Origin of the sequence: Nocardia sp. JMUB6875, from assembly GCF_041154655.1 — a bacterium.
Lineage (GTDB): Bacteria > Actinomycetota > Actinomycetes > Mycobacteriales > Mycobacteriaceae > Nocardia.
This window is the reverse complement of the sequence record NZ_BAAFGR010000083.1, coordinates 1-17344: the sequence shown is the minus strand read 5'-3', so window position 1 is coordinate 17344 and position 17344 is coordinate 1. Positions and strand designations below refer to the sequence as shown.

Below are 17344 nucleotides of genomic sequence, written 5' to 3'. Positions count from 1 at the left end.
TCCACCCGCTTGCGGCCATCTAAATAGGTTGGCTGGGTGTGTGTTTGGACGCACATCGTCGAATAGCTGGCGAGCTCCGCGCCTTTGATAGCCTTGTTCGCGGATCCTTCAGTGGGGGAACGATTCTCGAGGATGACGATCCTCGGCCGAACTCGGCGATTCTTTGCTTCTCAGCAGTCCTTCTCGATCTCGATCAGCAGGAAAGGTGTGTAAACCCTTGGCGGAGAACGGTATTCCACTTACGAGCTATCAGCGCGACATCTGGACGGAGACTGCCATGTTTCCGGGAGTGGCCTCGTACAACGTCGCCAATTCGGTTCAGATACGCGGTGCGGTAGATCTGCCGAAACTGAATGATTGCCTTCGCGATCTGTTTGCTCGGCATGAGGCGTTTCGACTGCGATTCGGGTCCGATCGCGGTATCCCGTACCAGTGGGCGGGAGCGGGTGTCCCGGAGATCGAATTCCTGGACATGTCAGGCGAATCGGATCCCCGGTCCGCCTGCCTGACCTGGATGGCCGGCGCGGCCGGCCAGCCGATCGATTACACCCGGGAGTCGGGTGTAATCCGAATCTGCCTGCTCCGCGAGCATGATGAGTCCCACTACCTCTTCGGCGGCGGCCACCACCTGGTCTTCGACGGGATATCGCTGGGCGTGGCCATGACACAGCTGCTGGTCGACTACCACAGCCGGACGGCGACCGGACAGCCCGCTGACTTCCCCGGGTCGTCCTACGGCGAGTTCGCTTCGGCCGCAGCCGAGTACGCTGGATCGGATCCCTGGTCCGAGGACCTCGAATTCTTCGCGAACCGCCTGGCCGGCTGCCGGCCGGCGGTGTTCGACAGAGCGAGCCTGGCGCCCAGCGCGTTCAGAATCGAGCGGCACACCTTCGAGGTCGGGCGCGAGCTCGTCACCGGTGTCCGCTCACGTCCGACGTCGCTGTACGCGCACTTCCTGGCGAGTGTGGCAATCCTCCTCGGCCGCATGCATCGAACCGACGACATCGTGGTCGGGATCCCCTTCGGGAACCGGCACTCGGACTCCGAGTGGTCGACGATCGGCACCTTCGCCAATGTGCTACCCCTGCGCATAAGGCTGGACGAGGACTCGACGCTCGCCGATCTGACGCGCCGAATCCAGGACGAGATCGACGCGACGAAGAAGCACGAGCGCATCAGCCTCGGTGAGCTGTGCAACGGTCTGGCGCAGTCCTCGTCGGCCGCTGTGCAGCCGTTCGATGTCGCGGTATCGAAAGTGCGCTTGCCCCAACTGTCGTCGCTGTCCGAACAGCTGGGCGAATTTCGCAGCTATCCGATGGGGTATTCATCGAACGCACTGCAGATCTTCGTCAAGGAGTTCGACCAGGACGAGATCGTCGTGGATCTGGACTACTGCACCGACGTGTTCGATGCCGATCAACCGATCGAGATGGTTGCCCGCCGGCTGCTGCACCTGATGCGGACGATCGTGGACCAGCCCGGTCTCGAACTTCGGCGAGTCGATCTGATGCTGCCGACGGAGAAGTCGTCGATTGCGCGGTGGAACTCGACATCCCATCCCTACGACCGGACCTTGACGCTCGACCGGGCATTCACCCGGCAGGCGGCCCGTACACCGGATGCGGTGGCCGTGTGCGGGGCGCAAACCCTCACCTATGCCGAACTCGACGCGAAATCCGACGCGCTCGCGGCCGAGCTCCGCTCGCACGGGGTGGGCCACGGCGATCGGATCGCCGTGATGATGCAACGCCGACCCGAGTTGATGGTCGCCATCTTCGCCACATTGAAATGCGGTGCGGCATATGTGCCCATCGATCCGAGCTATCCGCGGAAGCGGGTGGAATACCTGCTGTCCGACTGTGCCGCGACCGCGGTTCTGGCGTGCGGTGACCTTCCGCTCGTCGCCGAGCGCCCCGAGCTTGCCTGGGTCCTCGTCGACGGTGCGCTGCCGGAGCCCGAGCACCTGCCCTCGGCGGCACGCGGGGACGATCTCGCGTACGTCATCTACACGTCGGGATCGACCGGAAACCCCAAAGGGGTTATGGTCGAGCACCATTCGGTGATCAACCGGCTCGCTTGGATGCAGCGCGCCTACCCGCTGGACCATCGCGACGTCGTGCTCCAGAAGACGCCGATCTCCTTCGATGTGTCGGTGTGGGAGTTGTTCTGGTGGGCGATGACCGGAGCCCGGCTCGCCTTGCTCGAGCCCGGGGCCGAGAAGGATCCCGCCGAGCTGCTCGACGCCATCGCGTCCCATGGCGTCACGGTCATGCATTTCGTGCCGTCGATGCTCGACGCCTTCCTGGATCTGCTCGAGCGTGAACCGGCCAGGATCGCGCAAACTGCGACGTTGCGTACGGTTTTCAGTAGCGGTGAGGCCCTGAGGCGCGGGCTCGTCGACCGATTCAACCGCGTGTTCGGCGGCGCCGGCCGACGTGACGTCCGCCTGGTGAACCTGTACGGCCCGACCGAGGCCACCGTCGACGTCTCCTGCTACGAGACTCCATCCGATCCGGCCGTACCCACCGTGCGGGTCCCGATCGGGCGGCCCATCGACAATATCGAGCTGCATGTCCTCGGCTCCGGGGATCTGGAGCTGCCCGTGGGAATTCCGGGTGAGCTGGTGATCAGCGGCGTCGGTCTGGCACGCGGCTACCTGGATCGGCCCGAGCTGACCGCGGAGAAGTTCCGTAAGAGCCCCTTCCGTGAGAACGAGCGGATCTACCACACCGGAGATCTCGTGCGCCGCCTCGCCGATGGCTCCTTGGAATACCTCGGGCGCATCGATTCTCAGGTGAAGATCCGGGGGAACCGGGTCGAACTCGGCGAGGTCGAGGACGCGCTGGAGTCCTTCGGCGCCGTGCGAGGCGCGGCGACGACGGTCGTCGACGATCCGGTGCGCGGGCAAATCCTGGTGGCCTACTACGTCGCCGACACCGACCTCGACCCGCGCGACCTCAGAGCTCATGTGGCCGCCCGGCTGCCGCAATTCATGGTGCCCGCCCGCTTTCTGCGGATCGAGCGAATTCCCTTGAGTCCCAGCGGAAAAACCGATCGATCGGCCCTGCCCGCGATCGCCGACCGGGCATCCGTCGAACCGCCCGGTGACCGCGTGCTCACGGCTGCCGAACAGGTGCTCGCCGAGGTGTTCGGACACGTGCTGGCCGTGCCGCGGGTGGGCATCGACGATGACTTCTTCGTACTCGGTGGCGATTCATTGCTGGTGCTGCGGGTGTGCGCATTGGCGCGCGACCGCGGCCTGGATTTCTCGCCGCGCGATGTCCTCACCCACCCCACGATCGCCCAACTGGCCCAGGTCGCCCAGGACGGCGACCGCGTCGTCGAAGAGTCGGTCGCACCCTTCGCTCTGCTCACCGAGGCCGACAGCGCCCGATTGGGTTTCGCGGAGGACGCGTACCCGCTGGCGCAACTGCAGTGGGGAATGCTGTACCACAGCATCGAATCCGAGTCCTCGACGCTCTACCACGATGTCTTCCGGTACACCCTGCGCATGCCCTGGAACGAACAGGCCTGGCTCCGCGCAGCCGCCCGGCTTGTCCAGCGGCATCCCGCGCTGCGAACCTCGTTCAGCGTCACCGATTTCAGTGAACCGCTGCAGATCGTGCACCACTCGGTACCGCTGGCATTCACCACCACCGATCTGGGTTCGGTACCCGACGCCGCGGCCGCCGCGCACATCGACGAGTACATCGAGCAGCGACGCAGGCACGCATACCGTATGGATGCGGCGCCCCTGTACGCCGCGCGGGTCTTCCGGCTACCCGACACGGTGGAATTCGTCTTCAGCTTCCATCACGCCATCCTCGACGGATGGAGTGTTGCGATGATGATGTCGCAGCTGCTCAGCGACTACCTCGCGGAGATCGGTCACCCGATCGAAGGAGACAGCGCCGTGGAAATCCCGCCGAAGTACGCGGATTTCGTCCGTGCGGAGCGGCAGGCGCTGGCCTCCGAACAACAGCGCCGATTCTGGACCGAGGAACTGCGCGACGGTGCGGCGACCTCGATCGGCGAGGCGGCCGCCGCGGCGGGGGAGGAGGTCGAACGCGCATTACACGTGTTCCCCGTACCCCCGACGGTCACCGGGCAGGTTCGTGAGCTCGCCGAGGCCGAGCGGGTTCCCCTGCGCACGGTGCTGTTCGCGGCACACTGCCTGACTCTGCGGCTGCTTTCCGGGACAACGGATATCACCACGGGCGTGGTCACCCACAATCGGCCGGCGCGACTGGGATCCGAGCAGACCGCGGGCTTGTTCTTGAATACCCTGCCGGTACGGATGGACCTGTCGGGACCGGATCGCAGCCTGCGCGAGCTCGTCCGAGCCGTTCGTGCCCAAGAGCTGCGCCTGGATCCGCACCGTGCCTACCCGCTCAGTGCGATCCAGCGCGGCCGGGGCGGCGTGTCGCCGATTGCCACCGCGTTCAATTTCGTCAACTTCCATATCGCCGAGCCGCTGCTGGGCAATCCGCAGGTCGAGGTCGTCGATGTCCGGGTCGCCGAAGAGACCAATCTGCAAGTGATGGTCAACGTCGTCACCAACCCGGGCGACAAGTCTCTGACCCTGCGCCTCGACTGCGATGGCGTCCATGTCACCGACGATGTGGCCGCGTCCTACACCCGGATTTACGCCGGCGTGCTCGCCGCGCTGGGTGCCCGGCCCGACAGCACGGCCGAGATCACCCGAATCACCTCGAGCCCTGCCATCTTGAACGCCGAGCAGGTGCTGGTCCGGGTGTTCGCGGAGATGCTCGGGGCCGCCTCGGTCGGCATCGACGATGACTTCTTCGCCCTCGGTGGTGATTCGCTGCTGGTGCTCAAGGTGTGCGCGCTGGCCGGTCGGCGTGGCCTGCGCATCACGCCCCGGGACATCCTCGCCCACCCGACAGCCAGGCAGCTCGCGCAGGTCGCGCGAGCGGGCTCCGGCTCGGAGGAGTCGGTCGCACCATTCGCATTGGTCGCCGAAATCGACCGTGCCCGATTGGGTTTCGCGGAGGACGCGTACCCGCTGGCGCAGTTGCAGTGGGGAATGCTGTACCACAGCATCGAATCCGAGTCCTCGACGCTCTACCACGACGTCTTCCGCTACACGCTCCGCATGCCATGGAATGAACAAGCCTGGCTACGCGCCGCCGCCGAGCTGGTGGCCCGGCACCCGGCCTTGCGAACCTCGTTCCACATCAACGAATTCAGCCAGCCGCTGCAGGTCGTGCATCGCGAGGTGCCACTTCCGTTCGCGGTCACCGACCTGACCGAGATGCCCGCCGACGCCGGCTCCGCCCGCGTCGCCGACCACATCCAGCAGTGGCGCAGCCACAGCTATCGACTCGATGAGGCGCCGCTTTTCGATGTTCACGCCTTCCGGCTCCCGAATTCCGTCGAGGTGGTGTTCGCGTTCCATCACGCGATCCTCGACGGCTGGAGCGTCGCCATGCTGATGTCGCAGCTGCTGCAGAACTACCTGTACGAGAGCGGGCACATCGCCGAGCCCGTCGACACCGGGTACGGTGACCTGCCCACCTACGCGGAGTTCATCCGCGCCGAACAGCAGGCGCTGGCCGCACCGGAGATGCGCCGGTTCTGGCAGGAGACCCTGCGCGACACCGAGCCGACCACGATCGGTGCGACCGGGTTGTCGGACAACAGAACCGGCGGCGTCGACCGCGTCGCGCACACGGTCGCCATTCCGCCCGCGGTTGCCGACGCCGTCCGCATCCTCGCCACCCGGGAACGCGTACCCGTCAAGACAATTCTGTTCGCCGCCTACTGCTCGACGCTGCAGTTGTTCTCCGGCTCACCGCGGGTGACCACCGGCGTGGTAACCCACAACCGCCAAGCTCGATTCGGGGTCGATCAGGTCGCGGGGCTGTTCCTGAACACAATTCCGGTCCCGGTCGACCTCCCCGGTCCGGAACACACCTGGCGTGAGGTGATCGCCACCGTCCGCGCCCGGGAACTGGAACTGGACCCCTACCGTGCGTATCCGCTGAGTGCCATCCACCATGACCACGGTGACTCGGAGGTTGTCGTCACCGCGTTCAATTTCGTGAACGTCCATGTCGCAGCGGGCATCTCGGCGCAGAGACAGGTCGAGGTGCTGGACTTCCAGGTCGAGGAGCAGACCAACTTCAGCCTGCTGCTCAACGCGATCGAGAATCCGCTGACCAACGCGCTGAACATCCGCATCGACGCCGACGGACTCCAGGTCGACGCGGCGCTCGCGCAGGCCTTCGGTCGCGCGTACCTCACCATTCTGAACACCCTGGCCACTCGTCCGGACCAGCCCGTCGACTTCACCGCCGTCACCCCGTCCACCCCGCTCACCGGCCCGCGGGCCGGAGCGACACCGCACGTGGTCGACGCCTTCGCGGCGCACGTCGCGCAGCAGCCGGACGCACCGGCCGTGGTCCACGGTGAACACCGGATGAGCTATCAGCAGCTATGGCAGCGAGCCGAGCGCATTGCCGCGGAACTGCTGGATCGTGGTATTCGTCCGGGTATGTGCGTCGGCGTGGCCGCACCTCAGACGCCCGGCCGCATCGCGGCGGTGGTCGGTATCGCGCTGGCCGGGGCCGCGGTGCTTCCGCTGGATGCTGCCACCCAGCCCGCCGCGCGGCTGCGGAGCATCATCGACGATGCTGCTCCGCTGTTGGTACTGGTCGGCGACGAGGCCGCGCCCACAATCCCGGCCGAACTCGCCGTCCGCATATCCGACCTGCCCGCTACGCCCGATCGGCGGCCCACCCCGGACTTCCCACGGACCCTGGAGCAGACCGCATACGTTCTGTTCACCTCCGGCTCGACCGGTCGGCCCAAGGGCGTCGAGATGCCGCATCGCGCGCTGGCCAACCTCGTCGCCTGGCAGCTGTCGGCTGCCTCCGGACGAATCGGCGAGCGGTGTCCGCACACGCTGCAGCTGGCGCCGCTGACGTTCGATGTCGCGTTCCAGGAGATCTTCTCGACCCTCTGCGGCGGCGGAACCCTCCACCTGGCCGACGACGACCTGCGCACCGACGCCAGATCGCTGCTCCGGCTTCTCGATTCATCGCGTATCGAGCGAGTGTTCCTGCCCTACGTGGCATTACAGCAGCTGGCGCTGGTCGCGGCCGAAACCGGCCGCTACCCCCGCGCGCTGTCGCGCGTGGTGTCCTCGGGCGAGCAGCTGAGGATCACCCCGCAGATCAGGGCATTCCTGGCCGGACTTGCCGAACCGCTGCTGGAAAACCAGTACGGGCCCACGGAAACTCACGTGGCCACCTACCACACCCTCAGCGGTGATCCCGGCAGCTTCCCCGTCCATCCGCCGATCGGTACCCCGATCGCGGGGGCCGAGCTCCACATCCTGGATTCCCGCCGAAACCCGGTTCCCGCAGGCGCTCTGGGTGAGATCTACCTGGGCGGGACATGCCTGGCCGACGGTTACCTGGGTCGCCCGGACCTCACCCAACAACGGTATGTCGCCGCCCCGCACGGCATGCCCGGGACCCGGCTGTACCGTACCGGCGACCTCGGCCGCCGGCACCCCGACGGATACGTCGTGTACGAGGGCCGGCTCGATACCCAGGTCAAGATTCGCGGATTCCGCGTCGAAGCCGCCGAGGTCGAGCTCGCCGTCCTCGCGGCCGACCCGGCGGTACGGGAGGTGGCCGTCGTCGCCCGTAGCGGCTTCGGTGACGTGCCCGTATCCAGCGCCGATACCGTTCTCGCCGCATATCTTGTGGGTGACCGTGCCGCGGTGGACATCGCCGATATCCGGCGCCGGGTGACGGCAGCCCTTCCCGCCCATGCGGTTCCGGCCCACTTCGAGTGGCTGGATTCCATTCCACGCACCGCCTCGGGCAAACGCGCGGATGCGGCGCTGCGGCGGCTGCCGCTCCAACGGCGCGCATCGGCGCGCCCGGCGGCCCCGCCTCGCGACGAGCTCGAACGCGAACTGCTGGACCTGGTCGCAGAGATCATCGGAACCAACGCCATCGGAATCGACGACAGCTTCTTCGACCTCGGCGGAACCTCGATCAGCGCAACCCGGCTCATTCTCGCGATGGAGAATCGGTACCACCTCGAGGTACCCATGTCGGCGTTTGTCGCGGCACCGACCGTTGCGACACTCGCGCGCCTGCTACGGGATCGGGGTCGGGCCACGGCTTTCGAGCCCGACCCGCTGGTGCCCATCAAACCGACCGGCGACAAACCCCCGCTGTTCCTCGTCCACCCGCTCGGCGGCACCGTGTCGTGCTATGTCCCACTGAGCAGGTACCTCCCGCTCGATCAGCCGCTCTACGCGCTGCAGGCCGCGGGCATCGACGCGGGAACGACTCCGCTGCAATCGATTCCGGACATGGCGGCGCACTACGTGCGAGCGATTCGGCGGGTGCAACCAGAGGGGCCCTATCACATCGGCGGCTGGTCACTGGGTGGGTTCATCGCCTTCGAGATGCTGCGTCAACTCGAGGCCCAAGGGCAGGAGATCCCGACCTTCGTGCTGCTCGACTCGATGATGGGCCGCGCGGAATCGTCCAGCGATGCGATGGCGATGGCGACTCACCGCCTGTTCATGTGGGAGCTGCTGCACGGAGACCGGGCGGAAACAGCGGCGATCGCGGAAATCCCCGCCGATTTGCGCACCGAAGACGAAGTGCTGCAATACATTCTGGACCGTGCCGTGGCCGAAGGCGTCTTGCCCGAGGGCTCCCCGCTCGGACTGATCCGTCGACTGTTCGCCGTCTTCGAAGCGACCTGGAGGGCCGCGGTCGAGTACGAGCCGCAGATCACACGGCACGATCTGACGCTTCTCCACGCCGCGGAACCGCTACCCGAGATCCTCACACCGACGCATGACGCCGTCGGCAGCCTCCATCGCGATGCCACCAACGGATGGGACGCGATGACCACCGGCGAGGTGGACGTGATCGAGGTGCCCGGCAACCACCTGACGATGATGGATGAACCACGCGTCGAAGCGCTGTCACAAATCCTGGCGAAGATCGTCGCCAACAATGCTCCGCAGAAGGGCTGACCGGAAAGTGAAATCACTCGACGCAATTGTCATCGGTGCCGGTGTGGGCGGGCTCGCCGCCGCGGCCGCGCTACAGGCGATCGGCGCAAACGTCCAAATCTATGAGCATGCACCCGAATTGCGATCCGACGGTGCCGGCCTGTCGATTCAGAGCAACGGGATACACGCGCTGCGTGCACTCGGATCGGGAATCGACACGGATATCGAACGCCGGGCCGGACGCCTGCGCGGCTGGTTCTGGAAGCACCCGGACGGCCGTACGATTCGCCGTCTCCCGCTGGATCGTCTCCACCAACGTCTCGGCGCGAACAGCTATTTCATCCACCGTGGCGATCTCATGCACGCGCTGCACGCGGGTGCGGGCGACATTCCGATCCGATTCGGCACCGCCGCGACCGGATTCGTCGACGACGGTGACGGTGTCACGGTGCGGTTCGACGACGGCACCGAGGCGCGCGGTGACATCCTCATCGGCGCCGACGGGATCAACTCCGTCATCCGCGCGCAACTGCATCCACCGGAGGCGGTCCGACCCGCCGGATTCGTCTGCTGGCTGGCGTGCACGACCTACGATCGCGCCAAGCATCCCAATGTCTCTCACGACGGCTACGGCCACTTGTACTGGGGGAAGGGGATGCGGTTCGGCATCCACGACATCGGTCACGGGCGGGTCTACTGGTGGGGTACGAAGAACGCCTCGGCAGCGGCGGCCGCCCAGTGGCAGGGCACGACCGATGATCTGCTCGAATGTTTCACGGACTGGGCTCCGGAAACTCGGGAGCTGATCGCCTCCACAGCGCTGTCCGACATCGTCTGCGCGCCGGGGCAAGACCGTAAGCCCGTGTCCAGCTGGGGAACAGGACGAGTGACACTACTCGGTGATGCCGCGCACCCGATGCTGCCGAGTCTCGGGCAGGGCGCGAATTCCGCGATCGAAGACGCTGCCATCCTCGCGCACGCGCTGACCACGGTGCCCAATGTCGATGCGGCACTGCGAACCTACGAGAGGCGCAGGTACGCCCGGACAACAGGCATGGTCGACGATTCTCGTCTGCTCGGGCGGATCGAGCAGACCGAAAACCGATTGCTGATCGCCGTGCGCGACAACTACATGCGATTCGCACCACGCACGACGTTGATCGACACGCTCGAGCGGCCCATGATCTTCCCAGGGTTGTCCACCCGCACCGCGCCCCTGCCCAGGCCGCTGACCGAGACCGAACGCTGGCATTGGATCGCCGATCAGATCTCGCCACTGAATGTCGTGACGCGGGTGCGCATCAACGGCCCGCTACACCAGGACGACCTCATCGCCGCGTTGTCGGCGCTGCAACGACGTCACCCGATGCTGCGGGTGGCCATCGAGGCCGACCAGGACGGTCGGAACCCCCGGTGGGTTCCGATCGCCGACCGGCCGATCACGGTGCGGCGAGTCGATTCCGACGAGGCCGAAGCCTGGTTGTCCGAGGTCAACTCCCGCGAACTGATCGAGCGCATCGACGATCGTGGACCGCTGGCCCGGGCAGTACTGATCGACAACGGTCAGGATCGGCACGAATTGATCATGACGTCGCCCTACGTGCTCGCTGATCCGCCGGCGATGCTGTCACTGCTCGGTCAGGCCGTCACGCTCGCGAACGAGCATCACCGTACCGGCGCCATCGATCTCGATTCGATTGCCGAGCTGCCACCCATCGCGGGACCGGAAGCGCTGCAGCCGAATTCGCACCGAGGCGTCGGCGGCGTCAAACACGCGGCCGGGTCGATCGTGCGGGATCAATACACGCGCCTGCGGAGCCGCCCGGCCCGGGTCGAACCCACGGCCGCCGCGGCACCGGACCAGCGCAGCACCAAGGTGACTCATCGAACGCTGAGCCAGGTATCCACCCGGGCCGTCACCAGGGAATGTCGCCGACGCGGCCTCAGTCTCCGCGGTGTACTCGCGGCGGCACTGCTCACCGCCGCCGGGCGCGAAACCGAACTGGCCGATGGCAGCGTGCACGCGATCGGACTCGGTATCGGTTATCGCGACCTGCTCGACGGCGCACCCGCGGAGTGGAGCCTCGGCGCCTACCAGTCGATGACCGAGGCGGCCGGGACCTACACCCGGCACGGATCACAATGGGAGCTGGCCGCCGAAATCGACCGCGACCTCGCACGGCGAATCGCTCACGGTGACCACTTGGCGTCGGTGAACATCATGTCCGTCCTCGCCCCGGCCTCGGTCGCCACCAGCAGCGCCGCGGTGCGGGCCATGCAGAACAACGGCCCGGGCCATCTGTGCCTGATACACGTCACCGATCCGGCCGTGCCCACGCAACTGGGGGACTGGCGGCTCGACGGTACTCAGGTCGTGTCGGGAATCTCGGTCAGCGGACTGATCATCGCCACCACGACCGTGGACGATGACGAGCTGTCGATCAACCTGTCCTATGTGCCGGAGATGATCCCGATGCGACGAGCCGAATTCCTGGCCGACGAAACTATTCGCATCCTGACCGAAGCGGTCGAGCCGGGCCGAAGCGCCCGGAACATGCCGGAAATGGTGCAGGCGGGCTGATTCGGACGGCACCGTGACTGTGATCGGGCCGCCGAGCCGGTGCTCGGCGGCCCGGTCCGCGCAATGGCGGACACGAAAAGAAGTAACTAGGAAGTTGCTATTGAGGTTTACTCCCGGGCAAAGTGGGGCGAATGCGGAAGCGTGAAATCTTGGCCGTGCTGTATGACGGCGTGCTGAGCCTCGATGTCACCGGGCCCCTCGACACGTTCACGGCGGCCAACCTCATTGCGCCCGGTTCCTATTGTCTGCGCACGGCGAGCGCGGACGGCCGAATCGTTCGTACGCACAGCGGGCTGAGGATCGCTCCTGATGCGGCGTTGGCCGATGTCACCCAGATGGACACGCTGATCGTGCCCGGCGGCCCGGGCCGGCACACCGCGGAGCGGGCCGGTGAATTGGTCGAGTGGCTGCGCCACAACGCCGATCGGGCCGAACGGGTGGTCTCGGTGTGCACCGGGGCCTACGTGCTCGCCGAGGCGGGCCTGCTCGACGATCGTCGAGCCACCACCCATTGGCGATGGTGTGCCGATCTGGCCGAACGCTACCCCTCGGTGCGGGTGGACCCCGAGCCGATCTTCATCCGCGACGGCAATATCGCGACCTCGGCGGGTGTCACCGCCGGCATCGATCTCGCGCTGGCGCTGGTCGAGGACGATCTCGGACGAGACACCGCGCTGGCGGTGGCGCGGCAACTCGTCGTGTTCCTGCGCAGACCCGGCAACCAGACCCAATTCAGCGCCCAGCTCGCCGCGCAGGTCGCCGAGCGGCCCCATCTGCGCGACATCCAACACTGGATCGCCGACCATCTGTGGGAGGACCTGTCCGTCGAGGCGTTGGCGCAGCGCGTGCAAATGTCTGCCCGCCACTTCGGCCGTGCCTTCAAGGCCGAGGTCGGTGTGACGCCCGCCCGCTACGTCAACGACATCAGGCTCGAGTCCGCGCGCCACATGCTGGAAGACACCGACCGCGGTATCGAGGAGATCGCCCGCCTCTGCGGTTTCGGCACGCCGGAAACGATGCGCCGCACCTTTCTGCGAGTCCTCGGTGCGATCCCAACCGAATATCGACGCCGCGTCAAACCTCCAGCCACTGAGTGATAACCAGTTCGGCCGACCGGGCCCGGTGCGACTGCCGGCCAGTCCGCTACGGTCGGCCCGGGGAACCATCGTCGTAGGTCGCCAGTCCGAGGCGCCGCAGGATCGCCGCGGTGTGCTGCTGCAGCAGTCGGCGGGCGCGGGGCGCGTCGCCGAGGGAGAGGGCATCGACGATGGCGGCATGCTCGTCGTCGTTCTCGGCGGCATGCCGCGGAGTCGTCATGGAGGCTGCGACCAGGCGGAGCTGCCGGAGCCGGAGGCGGTCGTACATCTCGGAGATCACGCCATTGCCCGCCGCCGTGACCAGGTGGGTGTGAAAGTCGCGCCCGGCCTCGACCTCCAGAGTCCCGGTGTCCGCGGCCAGCACCTTCCCGAGTTGGCGCACCGCCTCGGTGCCGCGGGCGGCGACGCAGTCGAGGGCGAACTGCTCGAGCAGCAGGCTGGCCTCCATGGTTTCGCGGCCCTCGGTGAGGGTGATGGGGACGACCAGTGCGCCGCGCTTGGGGTACAGCCGGAGGAAGCCCTCGGCCTGTAGCTGGAGGAATGCCTCTCGTACGGGGGTCCGCGAGATCGCCAGATCCTGTGCCACGGCGCCTTCCGACAGCAGGGTGCCGCCGGGATAGGTGCCGTCGAGCAACCGGCCTCTGACATGGGCGTATGCCCGCTCCACCGCTGGTTCCACCGCTGTCACGACCCCATTGTCGCTCAATTCACTGCCAGATGCCCACCAACTTGCATCTATGCTTGCATCTATCTAGGTTCGATGAAGTGCCCGTTCGCTTCGAACGGGATCGACGCGAAAGACAAACCTGTATGGAAACCCTCTGCCTGCTGCTGATCCTCGCGACGCTGTATCTCGCGGTGACCAGGCGGTCCAGGAACGTTCTGATCCTCATGACCGGGTTCGCGACGGCGTTGATGCTGGTGACGCTCTTCATGCATTCCGACAGCACCCTGCCGATCTCGGTCTGACCTCGAAACAGAAAGCCGCACATCCATGTCCATCACCAGCATCGTTGTCGTCCCCAGGACGGAGAACGTCTCGCTGTGGCGTCGCATCGGGTTCCTGCTGCCGCATCTCTACGTCGTCGGCATGTGCGCGGTGATGTCCGGCGGGTACATCTTCCAGTTCGCGAAGTGGGAGTACCCGTGCCCGCTGTGCATGATCCAGCGCATGGGGATGATGCTCGTCGCCATGGGACCGGCCTGGATCATCGCCAAGGCCCGCGACGGCCAGATCACCCGCGGTGACTACGCGACGGGGTTCGGCCTGACGGTCGTCACCGCGCTGCTGTCCGCGATCGTCTCCGGACGACAGGTATTGCTGCACATCCCACTCGGCGACCCCGGCTACGACTCGGCGTTCCTCGGTCTGCATCTGTACACGTGGGCGCTGGTCACGTTCTATCTCGCCGCGCTCGTGGCGGGTGCGGCCGGCATGGCGAGTACCGAGCTCGCGCCGGGGCAGGTCCGCTTCGGCACGGGGTCGTCGATCGTGCTGTGGATCTTCGCGGCCTTCATCGCGACCAACCTCATCAGTTGCTTCGCCGAGGAGGGATTCCACTGGCTGTTGCCCAGTGATCCCGACGGCTACCAGCTTTTCAGCATCTTCGGCTGACTTACCCATCCCATCAAGGAGATTCGAATGGCACGCCCGACAACCACGAATTCCGGTACACCGGTACCGAGTGACAACGAGTCGCTCACCGCCGGGACCCAGGGCCCGATCCTGCTGCACGACCACTACCTGGTCGAGAAGCTCGCCCAGTTCAACCGGGAGCGGGTGCCGGAGCGGGTTGTCCATGCCAAGGGTGCGGGCGCTTTCGGGGAATTGGTGGTCACGGGCGACGTGAGTCGCTACACCAAGGCGAAGCTGTTCCAGCCGGGTGCGCGGACCGAGTCGCTGGCCCGGATCTCCCAGGTCGCCGGAGAGCAGGGCAGCCCCGACACGTGGCGCGACGTCCGGGGTTTCGCGGTGAAGTTCTACACCGAGGACGGCAACTACGACATCGTCGGCAATAACACCCCGGTCTTCTTCATCAAGGATCCGATCAAGTTCCCCGATTTCATCCGGTCCCAGAAACGCCTGCCCGGCAACGGACTTCGCGATCACAATATGCAATGGGACTTCTGGACACTGCGTCCCGAGACCGCCCATCAGGTGACCGTGCTCATGGGCGATCGCGGCATCCCGAAGTCCTACCGCCACATGAACGGCTACGGCTCACACACCTACCAGTGGATCAACGCTGTCGGCGAACGCTTCTGGGTGAAGTACCACTTCAAGACCGATCAGGGCGTCGACCATCTGACCCAGGCCGAGGCGGACCGGCTGGCCGGTACCGCCCCCGATCTGCATCGCAAGGATCTGTGGGACGCCATCGAACGCGGCGACTACCCGAGCTGGACCCTGCATGTGCAGGTCATGCCGGTCGCTGAGGCAGCGGACTACCGCTTCAACCCGTTCGACCTGACCAAGGTCTGGTCCCAGCAGGATTACCCGTTGATCGAGGTCGGCACGTGGACGCTGAACCGCAACCCCGGCAACTACTTCGTCGATATCGAGCAAGCCGCCTTCGCGCCCTCGAATATCGTTCCCGGCATCGGCTTCTCACCCGACAAGATGCTGCTCGGCCGCGTCTTCGCCTACGCCGACGCCCACCGCTACCGCATCGGCACCAACTACGCCCAGCTGCCGCCGAACCGGGCAAATGCCGCCGAGGTGAACTCCTACTCCAAGGAGGGCGCGATGCGCTACCACTACAACGACGCGAACGTCCCGGTGTACGCGCCCAACTCCTTCGACGGTCCGCACGCCGACCCGGCGGCGGCCCCCGACGGCGGCGCGTGGGACTTCGACCCGACCATGGTCCGGGCCGGCTACATCCAGCACGCCGAAGACGACGACTTCGCCCAGGCGGGCACCCTGGTTCGCGAGGTCCTCACCGACGAGCAGCGGGATCGCCTGGTGCACAACGTCATCGGGCACGTTCTCGATGGAGTCCGAGAGCCGGTCCTGAGCCGCGTGTTCGACTACTGGAAGGCCATCGACCTCGAAACCGGTAAGCGCATCGAGGAAGGCGTCCGTACTGCCTCGGCGGAACCCGCTGCGTAGTTGAATTCCTTTTGCGACGGCCGACGAAAGGTGTGTCGGTGGCAGCCCGGTTGCCGCCGGGCTGCCACCGCACATTCCGAACAGGTTGGCGAGGTCATGGGCTACTTCGGCGAGCCCGCGGACCCGGAGGCCGTTCCTGCCGACCCGGTGCCGGACCCGAAGCTTCCCGTCGAAGGTAGCTTCGGGACCTTCGGCTTCGGGGCAGGCGGCAGCGGACCAACCTTGTCGGGTGGCAGTAGCTCGATGGGAGGTCCTGCGGGATCGCTTTGGAACCCATGGGGTGCGAGGTCGATGGGAGGTCCCGGAGGGTCGACCAGAAGCTGCTGGGGTAGGGGCAGGATTTCGATGGGAGGCCCCGGCGGATCCACCACGACGCCCGACGGTGTGGCACCCGCAGTGGGCATCAGACAGAGGAGCGAGGCTGCCGCTGCCGCGGCAGCCAGGACGACGACTCGTCCGATGCGTTCGTGGATGGGTGCGTGAGATGGTTTCACGGTCAAATCCCTTTCGCCTGGTCATGGAGTGCGGAATTCACGGGGCCGTGCCTGCCTCCCAGGCCCTTCCGGAACCTCGATTCCGCCCGACTGCTAAATAGTCGCCCGCCTTCGACCAGCACGAAGTGTGGTGTCGAATCGGAATCCATCGAAATCCTGTGGTGACAAACAGAACTGCGTCTCGGAGCTCCTACCCACCCTGCCGCCAGCGGCTCGCCAGGTGCCTGGTCGTCGAGGATGTTGACGAACCACCCGAGCAGCGTCCGAGGAACTTGGCAATTCGCCCGGTGGTAGAGGGGCGGTCACGAGCTGTCGGCGCGCTGCCTGCGATTTCAGGACTTGGCCGACTACGATTCTGCACTGACCGGATGACCGTCAACTATCGGAGGAGATCGGTTGATGTCCAGCGCCGATTCGTGGCTGCGGCGGGTTGGTTCGACGAGGTTAGCCGTTGCTATGGTACTTACGGGCGCTATTACCGCTTTTGCACCGCAGGCTGGCGCAGCAACCTCCTGTGGAGGGCAATTACCGGATTGGCTGGACGCGGCCTACACGGGAACGTACGTTGTCTACGGGTACGGCGACACACCGATGCCGCTGAGCATCCGGTTTGTTGGCAATGATGTAACCGTCGAAAGTTCAAGCCGCGATCTGGATGCCATTCACACGTCTTTTCTTGGTAAGGGAAGCGTCTCCGGTGTGCTGCAAGGAGCTCTGCAATGGACAGTCGGCACGCGTAAACCGGAATCGCTGTACCCATCGAAGTGTGACTCGGCGGGGAAGGTCATTGCGGCGAAATGGAATGGCTCCAACTTCGGTGGTCCCGTGTCGTTGATGGCAGGTGGTGACGTAACCCGATCAGGATCGAAGTAACGTTCTCGGCAGCTGCGCGCCTCGACCGGGCTCACGACGCGTGCTCGGGGGTTCGCCCGCGCTCTAGTGTCGTGAGTCGTTGATTCGTTGGCAGTAGGCGGCGAGAGTTTCGAGGATCTCGTCGGCGGTCTTGGTCCAGACGAAGGGTTTCGGGTCGGCGTTCCAGGCGTTGAT

At 65.9% G+C, this 17344-nt stretch carries 8 protein-coding genes and 1 pseudogene; 7 read left to right on the top strand and 2 right to left on the bottom strand.

The window, feature by feature from the left end:
• Positions 1-205 precede the first annotated feature (205 nt).
• From ACAM49_RS21750 to ACAM49_RS21740, 3 genes are all read left to right on the top strand, one after another.
• Entirely contained in the window at positions 206-9034 is an 8829-nt protein-coding gene (locus ACAM49_RS21750) for an amino acid adenylation domain-containing protein (protein WP_369637381.1), read from the top strand.
• Between the two features lie 7 nt (positions 9035-9041).
• Positions 9042-11594, top strand: a complete 2553-nt coding sequence (locus ACAM49_RS21745) for an FAD-dependent monooxygenase (RefSeq protein WP_369637380.1) — start codon at positions 9042-9044, stop codon at positions 11592-11594.
• A gap of 131 nt (positions 11595-11725) precedes the next feature.
• Positions 11726-12691, top strand: coding sequence for a GlxA family transcriptional regulator (locus tag ACAM49_RS21740; RefSeq protein ID WP_369637379.1), 966 nt, complete (start codon positions 11726-11728; stop codon positions 12689-12691).
• Between the two features lie 46 nt (positions 12692-12737).
• Here the strand turns inward: ACAM49_RS21740 and ACAM49_RS21735 are convergent, their stop codons facing one another.
• A complete protein-coding gene (locus tag ACAM49_RS21735; RefSeq protein ID WP_369637378.1) occupies positions 12738-13379 on the bottom strand; it encodes a GntR family transcriptional regulator in 642 nt (213 codons plus the stop codon).
• A gap of 122 nt (positions 13380-13501) precedes the next feature.
• On the opposite strand from ACAM49_RS21735, the gene ACAM49_RS21730 reads away from it, so the two are divergent.
• The 4 genes from ACAM49_RS21730 (at position 13502) to ACAM49_RS21715 (ending at position 17170) form a co-directional block, all read left to right on the top strand.
• Entirely contained in the window at positions 13502-13660 is a 159-nt protein-coding gene (locus ACAM49_RS21730; protein WP_369637377.1) for a hypothetical protein, read from the top strand.
• Between the two features lie 25 nt (positions 13661-13685).
• Entirely contained in the window at positions 13686-14306 is a 621-nt protein-coding gene (locus ACAM49_RS21725; protein WP_369637376.1) for a disulfide bond formation protein B, read from the top strand.
• A gap of 27 nt (positions 14307-14333) precedes the next feature.
• Positions 14334-15803, top strand: a complete 1470-nt coding sequence (locus ACAM49_RS21720; protein ID WP_369637375.1) for a catalase — start codon at positions 14334-14336, stop codon at positions 15801-15803.
• 893 nt (positions 15804-16696) lie between these two features.
• Positions 16697-17170, top strand: a complete 474-nt coding sequence (locus ACAM49_RS21715; protein WP_369637374.1) for a hypothetical protein — start codon at positions 16697-16699, stop codon at positions 17168-17170.
• A gap of 63 nt (positions 17171-17233) precedes the next feature.
• On the opposite strand, the pseudogene ACAM49_RS21710 reads toward ACAM49_RS21715, so the two are convergent.
• Positions 17234-17344, bottom strand: a pseudogene (locus ACAM49_RS21710) (IS630 family transposase); the annotation flags it as partial.